Source organism: Aeromonas sp. YN13HZO-058 (assembly GCF_001921245.1).
Lineage (GTDB): Bacteria > Pseudomonadota > Gammaproteobacteria > Enterobacterales > Aeromonadaceae > Aeromonas > Aeromonas allosaccharophila.
Genome location: NZ_MQSY01000030.1, coordinates 1 through 14,097, shown reverse-complemented (window position 1 = coordinate 14,097; position 14,097 = coordinate 1). Strand labels below are relative to the sequence as shown.

Sequence of the window (14,097 nt, the reverse complement as noted above, 5' to 3'; positions counted from 1 at the left end):
GTGACTCATGCTGAACCTTATCCCTGATGCCAAGTGGGACTCATGATCTCACATCAGGGACTTGTTCGCACCTTCCCTAACAAAAATGCGCCAGAGCCACAGGTTGGATCAAGTACCCGCTTATTCAGCCACGTACCGTTCTGTGCGTTTTCAACCGCAAAATCAACCAGCCAATCTGGTGTATAGAACTCACCTAGGCTTTGACGCAGTTTACCAGGAACCAAGCCTTGATAGAGATCACGCAAAACGTCACGGGTATGACTTAACTTGTCCGTCCGGTACAGTGATAGTGCGGACAAAATGCCGCGAAGTGCGGGAACAATAAACGGTGCGTGAACTTTGTTCCGTGCAACATCCAAGTACCAGCTAAAAATAGCTTCCTCTACAAAACCGTTGATCCCTGCCTGTGTAAATATACCTGCGCGTTCGATGTTCTGTGCCAGGGAGTCTAGCAACGCAGCGTCATCTAACAAAGCTGCCATTTCTTGTGCAGGTTGCTGTATGGAGGACAGGCCATGTGCTGAGACTATTTCAGCGGCCAGCAACTTTATAAGTAGCGAGTTGTAGGAGTGAATGATGAAAAGCCGCCCTGACATAGCCTGCTCTGGCTGCCCCTGCCACGTAAAGCCCATTTCTCGGCTTATGGCGTCAGCTTGCAGCACGGACATATCGGCAACTTGTCCGTAAAGCGTTCTCCATTCTTCAAATAACATTTTGATTTTGGTGTTACCCACAACCGCCAGTTCATCGGCCAGCGCATTAGCCATTGCCTGCATCAACGATTGTGCGTTGCGTGAGCCGTGGCCGAAGTCAGACAATAAGTTATCAATCGACACGGCCCGTCGAGTTTCCGAACGAATGGCCTGCATCACCAAGCCAACCGCATATTCTGAAAAAGGGATTAAATGCTGAGTTTCAATGGCATCGTCACGGACTTGAGCAAAACAAATGTGTTCGCCATCAATTGCTATCCCGATAAAGTCTTCTGGGGGAATACCTACTTTTACAGCTTCTCGCTTGATATAGGGCAGTAAACGATCATCGGTAGCTTCTTTGAACTTGGCGCTGCTTTTGGAGGACTTGAAGTAACCAGGGGCTTTGAATTCAATAATAACGTTGTTGTAACTGCAATCTTTTTTGGCACGTTCAGCATCAAAGTGAAGCCCTAATGCAGCTTCCAATGCTGTCACCCATGCAATCCGTACTTCTTCTTCACCTTTCCAGGGCCGATTTCGCTTTACAGAGATGTGATTGAAGGCATCATGCTGTGCTGTGCTGTCAGAAACTATATTTTGGCTCATTTGTCACCGTCAACTACTGATATCGATTTACTTTGCATTCCGCCAAATACGCCTTTGGCAGCAATACCCTTCGCTGGTCTTGGCTTAATATTCATTTTTGCGATCACTGGACGGAAATCTACCCCATGCTCGGCCATTTCCCCCATAAGGGCGGCAATGATCCCAAGATGCACAGGTACTTCTTCTTTTTTTGCAAGATTAGAGATAGACACGCGGTTCATGCCTAAAAGTTCAGCAAAATCACGGATAGTTAAGCCGGATTTCCCGATATTTCTGAGGAGTTCTTCATAGTTCATAGCTTCGGAGTATAAATGGCGAATGTTATTCATGCAATAATTAATGGTTGTAATTACTGCATTACTAATTATTTTGTGAAAATCGTCATCGCACGCCTTGAAATGTCATGTAGAGATGAATAAAATAAAGTCATCACCACATGACATTTTGAGCGCAAAATGAAACAACATTTCCTTCTCTCAGCAAAAGCCCGAAGCCTGTCTGTGCGTAAAGTGTTCGCTATGTCAGATGATGAAGCGTTTTCACTGTTTAAAAGCTTACGCTGGGGTGATACCGGAACTGTGACCTGTCCTTGTTGTGGCGTGGTGGACGTCCATTACTTTATCCGCACCCGCAATCAGTGGCGCTGCAAAGACTGCAAACATACGTTTTCTGTGACAAGCGGCACAATCTTTGCGTTTCACAAGCTGCCATTAAAGGTGTATCTCGCTGCAATTGCCATTTTCACCAACGCAGTGAAAGGCTTGTCTGCCTTGCAGATGTCCCGTGATTTAGGGAAGGGAAGGTGCGAATAAGTCATATGGCACGAGAGCATTTACTGGTAACCCATTGATATTAAATGACTAAAATTTTCATTTTTTGTTCGTGGGATACTTGTTCGCACTTTCCTTAGATAAGCAGATGCATGAAATCCTTCGCCATATATTACCTTTATGGCATGCTGTAACTGCTCAGTATCTGTTGCCAGTACAAATACCACCCCGGGAATATCGAAAATATGCTTAATGGTTTCCAGCATTTCTACAGCATAAGATGGGCGACAGCGATCCAGTTCATCAATCAGGATAAATGCGGGTACCTGTTTCTTTTTCTTGCCAATAATCGCCTCTACCCACTGCTGTATTTCGTGTTTGAGCAACTGTACTGCTTCTGTCTTTTTACGGGTGTCTTGAAAAAGTGATTCAACCAGTTTCCCCGCATCATCAGCCGTAATGACCTCCTGTACTTCATCGATATTGATACCAGAGACTTTTTTAAACAGAGCCTTGGTCACTATCGGCGCAGTTGCTTTTAACAATGATGCCAATTTGGTCGATAGATAGGGGGAAAGCTGTCGACTACCCGCTTCTTCTTTCAACTGTTCAATGATCGATGAAATAACCGTCAATAAGGGATCATCGGAAAAGTCCTGCTGCCAGGCATCGATATAGACGGTGGGATAGTGCGCTTTCAGCTCCATATACCAGCGCTTGATAAACCAGGTTTTCCCTGCACCCCACTCGGCATTGAGGTTAAGCACATAGTTGCGCTGCTTGCCTTCGGCGGCGAGGTAGTTGGTCAGAAATTCGGCATAGCGGGCGCGCTCCAGCCGATCACCGGCCAACTCCTCCACCACTCCATCAATGGCCCCCGGCCCGTCCCACTGAACTGCGTCATCCCAATTAAACGGTGCCACTGCCATCTCCTACCTCCCCATGTTGCGTTGCAAGGGATGATATCAGGGACACAGTGAAAACAGTTTGATTAAAGACCTGTTTGTTGCCCTTTGTGCCGCTCGGGCTGGTGTATTTGAGTGCCGGTCAACTTCTCTGCTGATGGCCCACGATGCCGGGCCGATATAAGGGGAAGGGAGATCAGAATAGCCACGGACTCAGCTGATTTCTTTTGACCTCACCAGCGATGACAACCGTGTGACATGGCGCAGAAGCTGCGGAAATAATCGCGAAATATGTGAGGATCAGTGCTTAATTTAAAGCAGTTGATACAGTATTGGCCCCGTATACAACCGACCCGGAACAATGACCAAGGATGGCCAGCCCCATGAAGGATGAACCCTTCTCTACCCGATTGCAGCATGAGCTGGATCACCTCAGGTCCGTCTTTAACGAGATGGGCGCTTACCTCTTTACCAAGGATCTGGATGGCCGTTACACCTATGCCAATCAGGCTGTGCTGGATCTCTTTGGCTGTACTCTCGATGAGCTGCAAGGCCAGGATGACACGTCTTTTTTTTCCTTTGAGGAATCCAACGCCATTCAGCAAAACGATCGACAGGTGCTGGATCAGCAGATCGCCATCGCCCGGGAAGAGGTCAACTATCTCAAACCCACAGGTGAGAAACGAGTCTACTGGACCGTAAAGAAGCCCATGTATGACAGGGATGGTACGCTGATCGGCCTGTGTGGCATCTCCACCGATATCACCGAGCACAAGCTGATCGAGACGCGCTTGGCAGAACAGCACAAGTTGCTGGAGATAGTCCTCGCCAACGTCGATGCCCATATCTATATGAAAGACAGCCTGCACCACTTTCTCTACGTCAATCAGAAGGTGTGTGGCCTGCTCGGTCTGCCTGCCGAGCAGATCATCAACCGGCGCGATGACGAGGTGATCCCGGCGGCCAGCGCGTGCCAGCTGTGGCGGCTGGACAACCGGGTCTTCGAAACCGGTGAGCTGCAAGCCGGGGAAGAGACGCTGACCGATAGCGAGGGTAATCAGCACTACTACTGGTCGGTCAAGGTGCCCTTTTTGCTGGCCGATGGCACCCCGACCCTGATCGGCATCTCCTCTGACATTACCGAACTGCACCAGCTCAAGGAGCAACTCCACCAGCAGTCGGTGCGCGATGGCCTTACCGGCCTCTACAACCGCCGTTTCTTCTTCGAAATGTGCGAGAAGAACCTGAGCCTGAACATCCGCCACCACCTCAGCTCGGTGCTGATGGTGCTGGATGTGGATCAGTTCAAGTGCATCAATGATCGCTACGGTCACCCGCTAGGGGATCAGGCGCTGGTCCATCTGGGCAAGGTGATGCTGTCGGTGCTGCGCAGCGAGGATGTGCTGGCCCGGATCGGCGGCGACGAATTTGCCATCTTGTTGCCCAATACCACGCTGTCAGCGGCAACCTGTCTGGCCGAACGGTTGCGCCAGCAAGTGATGCAAAGTCCGCTCCCCTTGCCAGATGGCGATGTGCTCATCATGACCATCAGCGCCGGTCTGGTGGAAAATAGTGAGGGGGAGCTGATGGAGAGCCTCTACGCCCGCGCCGATCAGCTGCTCTATCAGGCCAAACAGACTGGCCGCAATTGCGTTGCCTGCAAGGCAGGCTAGCCAAACGACGGGAGGGCCTGCGACCCTCCATTCTCCTGTTGTTCTCCCTCACATTGATGGGCCACGCTGGCGCTGTCACGGAGCTTGTTGAGCGCTATCCCAGCTGTTTGCGCAACACAAACTTCTGCACCTTGCCGGTCGAGGTCTTCGGCAGCGGGGTGAAGATGATGCGCTTGGGGGCCTTGAAGTGGGCCATCTGCTCGCGGCAAAAGGCAATCAGCTCGGCCTGGGTGGTCTCTCGCCCCTCTTTCAGTTTCACGAAGGCGCAGGGCACCTCCCCCCACGTCTCATCGGGCATGGCGATCACCGCCGCTTCGTCCACATCGGGATGGCGATAGAGCACATCTTCCACCTCCAGACTGGAGATATTCTCGCCGCCGGAGATGATGATGTCCTTGGATCTGTCCTTGATCTCCACATACCCATCCGGGTGCCATACCGCCAGATCGCCGCTTCGAAACCACCCCTCCGCCATCGCCTCGACGCTGGCCGCGGGATTTTTCAGATAACCCTTCATCACCACATTGCCGCGCAGCACTATCTCCCCCATGGTTTTGCCATCTTTGGCCACCGGCTCACCGCTGACCGGATTGATGACCCGCATCTCCCCCTGCAGGGGCGACGCAACGCCCTGGCGCGCCTTGAGGCGAGAGAGCGTGGTGGCATCCTGTCCTTGCCAGCTTCTTTGCGGTTCGCACAACACGCAGGGGCCATAGGTTTCGGTCAGACCGTAGACGTGGGTCACGGCGATCCCCATCGCCTCCATCCCGGCAATCACGGTGGCGGGTGGCGCAGCCCCGGCGGTCATCACCTTGATGGGGTGAGCCAGCCCCCGCTTGAGCGCCGGATCGGCGTTGTTGAGCATATTAAGCACGATGGGGGCCGCGCAGAAGTGGCTCACCTTGTGATCGAGCAGCGCGTTATAAATGGCGGCAGCCTGCACATGGCGCAGGCAGACGCTCACCCCGGCAGTGGCCGCCAGCGTCCAGGGGAAGCACCAGCCGTTGCAGTGAAACATCGGCAGCGTCCAGAGATAGACGGGGTGTTTGGGCAGCTCCCAGGAGAGCACATTGTTGATGGCGTTGAGGTGGGCACCGCGATGGTGATAGACCACCCCCTTGGGATTGCCGGTGGTGCCGGAGGTGTAGTTAAGGGAGATGGCCTGCCACTCATCCTCTGGCAGCCAGCCGAGCTCATCCCCGTTCCCTTGGGCAAGAAACTGTTCATAGTCGAGGTCACTGACAAGCGCCCCCTCCCGGTAGAGGGGATCGTCGATGGCGATGACCAGCGGTTGGCTCTCCAGCAGATCCTGCGCCTTGCGCACCACAGGGCCGAACTCCCTGTCCACCAGCACCACCTTGCTCTGGGCATGCTGGAAGATAAAGGCCATCGACTCGGCATCGAGCCGGGTATTGATGGTGTTGAGCACGGCGCCGCTCATGGGTACCCCGAAGTGCGCTTCAAACATCGCCGGAATATTGGGCGCAACGATGGAGACGGTATCCCCCTCCCCGATACCGCGCAGCCGCAGGGCCGAGGCAAACTGGCGACAACGGCGGGCGGTCTCGCCCCAGCTCTGGCGCAGCGAGCCGTGGATCAGCGCCGGATAGTCGGGATAGACCCGCTCCGCCCGCCCCAGAAAGCTGATGGGGGTCAAGGCCTCGAAATTGGCGGCGGTTTTGGCAAGGTCACGCTCATAGATGTTCTGCACTGTCATCGGGTTCCTTCCTCACAGGTGGCACACAACGGGCTGCTCCGGGATCATTCAGAGCTCAGCAAGCGACATGGGCATCCTGCCCGTCGCTGGTCTCTTATGGGGATGACAGCCTAACAGTGCGCCTGTGGCGGCAGGTATTAGCAAAACGTCTTAGAGAGGGGGCGGCCTCCCGTCAAACGGGCCCCCGCACTTCGTTGCAAACAAATATTTCATTACGGGAAAGCGTGCCAATTTTTTCACGCGCTATTTTTGGAGAATAGCGAAAACTGACGATGCCTGAATATTATTGAATCAAAAACGCCTTATCTGACATTTCATTCATCTCGAAGCACACTATTTTCATGATTTTTATTTAAGGCAAGTCACGTTGACCGTAAAATGAAATAGTTATTGCATAATGTGGCTCATTTAATACCAGCAATAAAACTTGCGACAAATATATTCTGTGAGCCATCCCATAAAGCGAGCACTGCGCCATGTTCATCCAGCCGCACACGGGTTACGGTTACAGCGTGAAACAATCTACCGGATGTTCAATATCAGGCCAGATTTCTCGCCAATCACTACGCAATCCACAGTGAATTTGCGTATTCGAGATGTATGACGCAGAAACCCTATCGACCCGATATTCCGCCGAGCCCAAACCTGCTTTATCAAGGAGCATTTTATGTGTGCCGTGCCGAATACCAAGCCACGCAGACAATTCCCCACTGCGTTTACCATTCTGTTTCTTATTATGTTGCTGGCCATCGCGCTGACCTGGATAATTCCGGCGGGCGCCTATGCCAAGCTCTCTTATAATCCGGCCAGTGAAAGCCTGATGGTCAATAGCCCACAGGGTGACATTAGCCGCATACCCGCCACTCAGGATGCCTTGGCAAAACTCAATATCAATATTGCAGTGGAGCAATTTACCAATGGCACCATCCGCAAACCCATCGCCATTCCCGGCACCTATGCCCGGTTGGAGCAGGCACCCAAGGGGCTCGGTGACGTGGCGGTCAGCATGGTCAAGGGCACCATCGAGGGGGCGGATATTATCGTCTTCATTCTGGTGCTGGGGGGGCTGATCGGCGTCATCAACAAGACCGGTGCCTTCAGTGCAGGGCTGGTCGCCCTCTCACACAAGACCCGGGGCAACGAGTTCCTGTTTGTGGCGCTGGTCTGCTTGGTGATGGCGCTGGGAGGCACCACCTGCGGACTGGAGGAAGAGGCGGTCGCCTTCTACCCCATACTGGTGCCCATCTTTCTGGCGCTCGGCTATGACTCCATCGTCTGCGTGGGGGCCATCTTCCTCGCCGCCTCCATGGGCACCACCTTCTCCACCATCAATCCCTTTTCGGTGGTGATCGCCTCCAATGCCGCCGGCATTCCCTTTACCGAGGGACTGATCTTTCGCGCCGTTGGCTGTCTGGTGGGTACTCTGGTGGTGATCGGTTATCTCTACTGGTACTGCAAGAAGATCAAGGCCAACCCGGCCTTCTCCTACACCTATGAGGACAGAGAGAGCTTTCGCGCCCGTTTTCTCAAAGAGGGCTCTATGGACGAAGGGGTGCCCTTCACCCTGCGCCGCAAGATCATTCTGACCCTGTTTATCCTCGCCTTCCCGCTAATGGTGTGGGGCGTCTCCATGGCGGGTTGGTGGTTCCCGCAGATGGCGGCCTCCTTCCTGACCATCGCTATCATCATCATTTTTATCTCGGGCCTCAAAGAGAAAGAGGCGGTCGAGGCCTTCACCCAGGGGGCGTCGGAGCTGGTGGCGGTCTCGCTTATCATCGGGCTGGCACGGGGAGTGAATCTGGTGCTGGATCAGGGGATGATCTCGGACACCATTCTGGCCTACGCCTCCGATCTGGTCTCCGGCATGCACGGCGCCGTGTTCGCAGTGGCGCAGATGCTGGTGTTCACCCTCTTGGGGCTGGTTGTGCCCTCCTCGTCGGGGCTGGCGGTGCTCTCCATGCCCATCATGGCGCCGCTGGCGGATACCGTGATGATCCCGCGCTATATCGTGGTGTCGGCCTACAACTGGGGGCAATACGCCATGCTGTTCCTGGCCCCCACCGGACTGGTGCTGGTCACTCTGCAGATGCTCGGCATCCAGTTCAACAAGTGGGTCAAGTTCGTGCTGCCCATGGTGGGCTTTGTGTTGGGATTTGGCGCCCTGATGCTGGTGGCGCAAGTGATGATGGCCTGATGAGTCAGCGGACGCTGTGATACATATGTGATAAATCAGTGACAACACCCCGTGCCTGGCGCGGGGTGTTTTTATTCAGCCTTAGTGGCGTACCCGCCCCTGCTGGCGGAAACAGTAGAGTTTGAGGCTGATGTCGGCGATATCCGCGGGAAGTTCCTCTCCCTGCTCGGCCAGGGGCCGGTAGAGGGATGAGAGCAGACGCTCGGCCTGCTGCGCCGTGATGATGTTGGCCTGGATGGCCGGGGTGATCCAGCTGGGTAACATTGACATATCTCCCCCTCATTGATCCGGTGACCTCGGGTGAACATCTTCATTTCAGGTCTTACGCGGTTGTCTGCCGACCCGTTCACCCTTGCCTGCCACTTAATCAAAGCAAAATGCTTGCCGTAATCTCTTATCGGCATCTGCTCAAGGGGGCTATAGCCATTTATCAACCAGTTGGCGCCGATCCCGGACCACAGATATCCGCTTTCATGGCAAATACCTGACCAACAGTCGTCAGCATTTTGCCGCTCTTGCCTTCTGCACGCGAATGTCATTGCAAAATGCGACTCGAATTGCTCCTTGTCGCACCGACAGAGCCCGCCATGCGCCGGAAACTGGTCACTTTCAGTGCGTTGTCGCCAAAGCCAGACACTTTTTCTGGGTGGCTATTTTTCGACCTTGCCAGCAGTTGTCGCAGAGCCGCCCCCCTCGCCTTGTCCGGCCAACCGGTTATGACAAGATGGCGCCAGATTGGAACAGCCCGTATGGGTATGCAGGAGAACCATAAAATGAACAGATCCATGATGGCAGGTATCGGTATTGGCATCGCCTCGGCCCTGGCGCTCTCGGCCGCGGCCAGCGGCTCCCTCTTTACGCCGCAGCCCACCTTTGCCGAGGTGATCGCCAGCAAACCGATCACCGAGACCATCAAGACCCCCCGACAGGAGTGTCGCAACGTCACCGTGACCCACCGCAAACCGGTACAGGATGAGCACAAGATCCTCGGCACCGTGGTCGGCGCGGCGCTGGGTGGCGTGGTCGGCCACCAGTTTGGCGGCGGCAGCGGCAAGAAGGTGGCCACCGCAGCCGGAGCTGTTGCGGGGGGTTATGCCGGTAATCAGGTGCAGGGCAATATGCAGGCGGGGGATACCTACACCACCACCGAGCAGCGCTGCAAAACCGTGCAGGATAGCAGCGTCAACACCATCGGTTATGACGTGACCTATCGCCTCGCAGGTCAAGAGGGGGTGATCCGTATGAAGCAAGCCCCCGGCGCCACCATTCCGGTCAAGGATGGCAAACTGGTGATCGACCAGCCAAAAGTGTGATGTCTCCTGGCGCCAGTCAGCAGCAGGCCCGCCTCTTTCGAGGCGGGCCTGTGTTTTTGGGGCGGCTTGATTTCCTTTTTTTACACAACGGCACTTGCGCTCAGTCTGCTACCCCTTGCAGCACTTTTTCACCGCCCGCACCACGTTCTGATAACCGGTGCAGCGGCAGAGATTGCCCGACAGCCCGCGGCGGATCTCCGCATCGGTCAAGGGGCGGCGCTCGGTCTTGTCGAGCAGGGCGGCGCTCGCCATCACGAGACCCGGGGTGCAAAAACCGCACTGCACCGCCCCCTCATCGATGAAGGCCTGCTGCACGTCGGAAAGCTCGTTGCCCTGCCGCTCTCCCTCCACGGTGCGAATGGATTTGCCATCGGCCCAGACCGCCAGATAGAGGCAGCTGTCGATAGCCGTGCCATTCACCCGCACGGTACAGGCGCCGCACTCACCTACACTGCACCCCTCTTTCACGCTGATAAGCCCCTGCCCGCGCAGGAAGTGGAGCAGCGACATGGTGGGCGACACAGCATAGGAGTATGGTTTGCCGTTGATCTCGCACTGGATCTCCACTGCAGGACAGCTTTGCGGTTGCATCATAGGATCTTGCCTCCGGCACGTTCGACTGCGCAGGCGACCACCCGCTGCGCCAGGGTTTTGATAAGGTGCAGGCGAAACTCCTTCTCTGCCCGCCAGGAGGATCGCGGCGCCACATCGGCTACCACAGCCTCGGCAATCGCGGCTAGTGTGGCGCGAGTTAGCGGTTGCCCCTCGGCCGCCGCTTCCGCGTGAGGCGTGCGCACCGGCGTCGGTGCCGCCACGCCGTAAGCAAGCCGCAAGAGCTTGAAATGGCCATCCTCAATCTGGCAGTAGGCGGCGCAACCGATGGTGGCGATGTCCATGGCACCCCGCATGGCGTACTTGAAGTAGTGGGAGCCCACATGGGGGTGCGAGTCCGGGGCAAAGTGAAACGCCACCAGGATTTCCGCCGGTTGCAGTGCCACCTTGCCGGGGCCGGTGTGAAATCCGGCGATGGGAATGCGGCGTGTGCCGTCTGGCCCGGCGATCTCCAGCTCGGCTTCCAGCGCGACGGTAGGCGCTGCCGAGTCGGCACTGGTGGCACCGTTGCAGATGTTGCCGCCATAGGTGGCGACGTTGCGGATCTGCGGCCCCGCGATGGTGGCGGCCGCCTCGGCCAGCATCGGCAGGCGGCGCTGCACCAGCTCGTTTTCGATGATCTCGGTAAAGGTGGTGCCGGAGCCGATACGGATCGACCCATCAAGCAACTCGCTTACCCCTTTGAGTTCGGGCAAGTCGTGAATATCGATGATATGGCGATAGGCGGCGTTGAGGTGATGCAGCTGGATCATCACATCGGTGCCACCGGCCAGCAGGCGCGCCTCGGGGTCGGCCTGACGCAGGGCGACCGCCTCGGCCACGCTGTGCGCCTTGTAGTAACGGGCAATATCAAACATGGTGTTGCTCCTCCCCTGCTCCCTCGCCAATCAAACCCGCCGCGACAAACTCCCGAAACAGGGTTTTCGGGGTGATGGGCAGCTCGTTGATGGCCACCCCGGTCGCCATGCGAATGGCGTTACGGATGGCGGGGCCCGGCGAGATAATGGGCGGTTCCCCCAGTGATTTGTGGCCATAGACCGACTGGGGCTCATAGGTCTGCACGAAGTCACATTCGAGTTCAGGCAAGTCCAGCATGGTGGGGAACTTGTAGTCGAGCAGGTTGGGGTTGCGTACCACGCCGGTCTTGGCGTCGATGATCATCTCCTCAAACAGCGACCAGCCGATCCCCATCCCCATGCCACCGTGCACCTGCCCCTCTGCCAGCTGCGGATTGAGGATCTTGCCTGCATCGTGCAGGTTGATGATGCGATTGATGGTCACCTTGCAGAGATCGATATCGACGCTGAGATCGACAAAGGTACAGCCGAAACTCGGCGGGTTGGTGGTGGTCTTGTGGGAGACCTCGGCAGTGATCTGGCCGCCGATGGTGAGGTGGTAATAGGCATTGATTGACACCTCGGCGACGCTGATCAGCACCTTGTCCGGCGCACCGGCCAGCACCACATAGCCGTCGATCAGGGTCAGGGATCCCACATCCTGATGGCAGAGCTGGGCTGCCAGCGACAGAATGCGAGCCCGCAGTTGCAGCGCCGCCTGATGGATGGCGGGGGCCGCCACATAGCTCTGGCGCGAGGCGAACGAGCCCGGATCGTAGGCGGTGATGTCGGTATCCTGGGTCGAAATGACCCGGATCTGCTCAAACGGGATCCCCAGGGTCTGGGCCGCCATCTGAGCAAAGACGGTATCCGACCCCTGCCCTATCTCGGTGGCACCGATCTGCAGATTGACGGTGCCATCCTGGTTGAGCAGCATACGGGCACCGGCAATTTCGACCCCCACCGGATAGGTATTGGAGCCGTAGCTAAAGCACGCTACCCCGATGCCACGCCGCACCCGGCTCGCCGGATCCTGCCCCAGACACTCGGCCTTGAGCCGATCCCACTCGAACATCTCGCGACCACGCAGCAGGCAGTCCGGCAGTCCGGCGCTATAGATGGTCTTCTGGTTGACCTGATTGACATCCCCTTCTCGCGCCACGTTGGCGATCCGCACATCAAGCGGATCCAGCCCCAGTTCGGCGCAGGCATCATCCAGCATGCACTCGAGGGCAAAAATCACCTGCGGCGCACCGTAACCACGCATGGCACCAGCGGTGGGCAGGTTGCTGTAGAAAGTCTTGGCGTCATAACCGAAGGCGCTGCGCGGATAGAGGTAGCTGATCTTGTTGCCACCGGCACTGGCGATGGAGTGACCATGAGAGGCATAGCCGCCGGTGTTGGAGAGCACGTCGAGCTGATAGCCCTTGAGGGTGCCGTCGCGGTTGAGGCCCATCTTGCCGTCGATGGCAAAGCCATGGCGGGTGCGGGAGGCGAAGAAGCACTCTTCCCGACTCAGGGTCACCTTGACCGGCACGCCGCCGAGCTTGTAGCTCAAAAACGCCGCCATCGGCTCTTCCAGCACATCCTGCTTGTTACCAAAACCGCCGCCCATATAGGGCTTGATCACCCGCACGCTGGACCAGGGCAGGCCGAGGGATTTGGCCACCCGGCTGCGCACTATCTGGGGGATCTGGGTGCTGCTGACGACGATGATGTGGTCCGGCTGATCCATGTAGGCATAGCAGGTCACCGTCTCCAGATGGCAGTGCTGCACCACCGGCGTCCGGTAGTGTGCCTGAAACTGCAGATCTGCCGCCGCAATGGCCTGCTCCGGGTCATTGGCGCGAAGCTGGCTTTGGCGCAGCAAATTGCCGCTCTGGTGAATGGGATAGGCACCGTCGGCCAACGCGCTCTCGGCATCTGTCATCACCGGCAACGGCTCGTAGGTCACCTTGACCAGCGCGGCCGCTTTTTCGGCCACCAGCGGATCGCGCGCCACCACGATGGCGACTCCATCGCCGAAATGGCGCACATGGTCGGTGAGCAGACGGCGGTCTTTCACATCCCGTTTCGCCTCATCGAGAGACCAGGCGTGGCCGGCGGTGCGAAAACAGGTGGTGGGCACATCTTCATGGGTAAATACGGCTTCGACCCCGTGCAGGGCCAGCGCCTCGGTCGCGTCGATGCCGAGCACCTTGCCGTGGGCGATGGAGCTTCGCACATACTTGGCGTGGCGCATCCCGAGCATGATGTTGTCATCGGTATAGCGGGCGCTGCCGGTCACCTTGGCCTCGGCATCCACCCGCTTGAGCGGTAATCCTATGGACATATGCAAGTCCTTTTTTCGAAGGGAAAAATTTGAAACCGGTATAAAAAACAGCAAGATATGCGCCTGTTTCCCGCCATCGTCAGGACAATGGGGAGAAGTGTGAAGGGGATCCCATCTAACCCGCTTTTGTTGGCCCGCAGCGATAAGCCAAGCGCTGCCCCTGAGCACATAGGGCGCATCGGCGGTGAAAAAAGCGGCATGGCGAGGACAATAAGGGCGAGCCCCTATCAATCTGGTAGGGGGATTTATCAAAATGGTATCGCGATGACACTACCCAACTGCGGAGACGGCCGAAGCGCAATGCCTGCGTGGGCGGGCTGAGCGCCGCAGACATAAGCAGATATAAAAAACGCAGGCATAAAAATGGCTATGTCCCAATTACGTGTTGAAAGGCTAATCTTGAAGTAGGCCATCACCTTGAGGTCTACCATCATGGATACCCCA

At 56.5% G+C, this 14,097-nt stretch carries 12 protein-coding genes and 1 pseudogene; 4 read left to right on the top strand and 9 right to left on the bottom strand.

The window, feature by feature from the left end; all coding sequences use genetic code 11:
- Window positions 1–53 precede the first annotated feature (53 nt).
- Together BSP75_RS06980 and BSP75_RS06975 are read right to left on the bottom strand one after the other, a co-directional pair.
- Window positions 54–1,301, bottom strand: coding sequence for an N-6 DNA methylase (locus tag BSP75_RS06980; RefSeq protein ID WP_148140639.1), 1,248 nt, complete (start codon window positions 1,299–1,301; stop codon window positions 54–56).
- Window positions 1,298–1,630 carry a hypothetical protein gene (locus BSP75_RS06975; RefSeq protein WP_216219155.1) on the bottom strand — a complete coding sequence of 111 codons (333 nt, stop codon included), beginning with the start codon at window positions 1,628–1,630 and terminating at the stop codon, window positions 1,298–1,300. Before BSP75_RS06975 ends, BSP75_RS06980 begins: the two co-directional genes overlap by 4 nt.
- Before the next feature lie 126 nt (window positions 1,631–1,756).
- On the opposite strand from BSP75_RS06975, the pseudogene BSP75_RS06970 reads away from it, so the two are divergent.
- Window positions 1,757–2,092 (top strand): annotated as a pseudogene (locus BSP75_RS06970) (IS1595 family transposase); the annotation flags it as partial.
- Window positions 2,093–2,133: 41 nt separating this feature from the next.
- Here BSP75_RS06970 and BSP75_RS06965 read toward each other — a convergent pair.
- A complete protein-coding gene (locus BSP75_RS06965; RefSeq protein ID WP_253186616.1) occupies window positions 2,134–3,000 on the bottom strand; it encodes a P-loop NTPase fold protein in 867 nt (288 codons plus the stop codon).
- Window positions 3,001–3,359: 359 nt separating this feature from the next.
- Between BSP75_RS06965 and BSP75_RS06960 the strand changes: the two genes are divergently transcribed.
- Window positions 3,360–4,649 (top strand): sensor domain-containing diguanylate cyclase, encoded by a 1,290-nt coding sequence (locus tag BSP75_RS06960; protein ID WP_075112695.1) that lies wholly within the window; start codon window positions 3,360–3,362, stop codon window positions 4,647–4,649.
- A gap of 94 nt (window positions 4,650–4,743) precedes the next feature.
- Here BSP75_RS06960 and BSP75_RS06955 read toward each other — a convergent pair whose 3' ends face one another.
- Entirely contained in the window at window positions 4,744–6,366 is a 1,623-nt protein-coding gene (locus tag BSP75_RS06955) for an acyl-CoA synthetase (RefSeq protein WP_075112694.1), read from the bottom strand.
- A 667-nt stretch (window positions 6,367–7,033) separates the two neighbouring features.
- On the opposite strand from BSP75_RS06955, the gene BSP75_RS06950 reads away from it, so the two are divergent.
- Window positions 7,034–8,560 (top strand): YfcC family protein, encoded by a 1,527-nt coding sequence (locus BSP75_RS06950; RefSeq protein WP_075112693.1) that lies wholly within the window; start codon window positions 7,034–7,036, stop codon window positions 8,558–8,560.
- Between the two features lie 81 nt (window positions 8,561–8,641).
- Here BSP75_RS06950 and BSP75_RS06945 read toward each other — a convergent pair whose 3' ends face one another.
- A complete protein-coding gene (locus tag BSP75_RS06945) occupies window positions 8,642–8,830 on the bottom strand; it encodes a hypothetical protein (RefSeq protein ID WP_040069812.1) in 189 nt (62 codons plus the stop codon).
- Between the two features lie 503 nt (window positions 8,831–9,333).
- Here BSP75_RS06945 and BSP75_RS06940 point away from each other — a divergent pair.
- Entirely contained in the window at window positions 9,334–9,873 is a 540-nt protein-coding gene (locus tag BSP75_RS06940; protein WP_042062616.1) for a glycine zipper 2TM domain-containing protein, read from the top strand.
- A 108-nt stretch (window positions 9,874–9,981) separates the two neighbouring features.
- Here BSP75_RS06940 and xdhC read toward each other — a convergent pair whose 3' ends face one another.
- From xdhC to BSP75_RS21905, 4 genes are all read right to left on the bottom strand, one after another.
- Window positions 9,982–10,467, bottom strand: coding sequence for a xanthine dehydrogenase iron sulfur-binding subunit XdhC (gene xdhC, locus BSP75_RS06935; RefSeq protein ID WP_075112692.1), 486 nt, complete (start codon window positions 10,465–10,467; stop codon window positions 9,982–9,984).
- Window positions 10,464–11,342, bottom strand: a complete 879-nt coding sequence (gene xdhB, locus BSP75_RS06930; RefSeq protein WP_075112691.1) for a xanthine dehydrogenase FAD-binding subunit XdhB — start codon at window positions 11,340–11,342, stop codon at window positions 10,464–10,466. Before xdhB ends, xdhC begins: the two co-directional genes overlap by 4 nt.
- On the bottom strand, window positions 11,335–13,653 hold the full coding sequence (gene xdhA / locus BSP75_RS06925) for a xanthine dehydrogenase molybdenum-binding subunit XdhA (protein WP_075112690.1): 2,319 nt from the start codon (window positions 13,651–13,653) through the stop codon (window positions 11,335–11,337). Before xdhA ends, xdhB begins: the two co-directional genes overlap by 8 nt.
- Window positions 13,654–13,901: 248 nt before the next feature.
- The coding region (locus BSP75_RS21905; RefSeq protein WP_216219150.1) for a hypothetical protein at window positions 13,902–14,097 on the bottom strand (196 nt) is incomplete at its 5' end.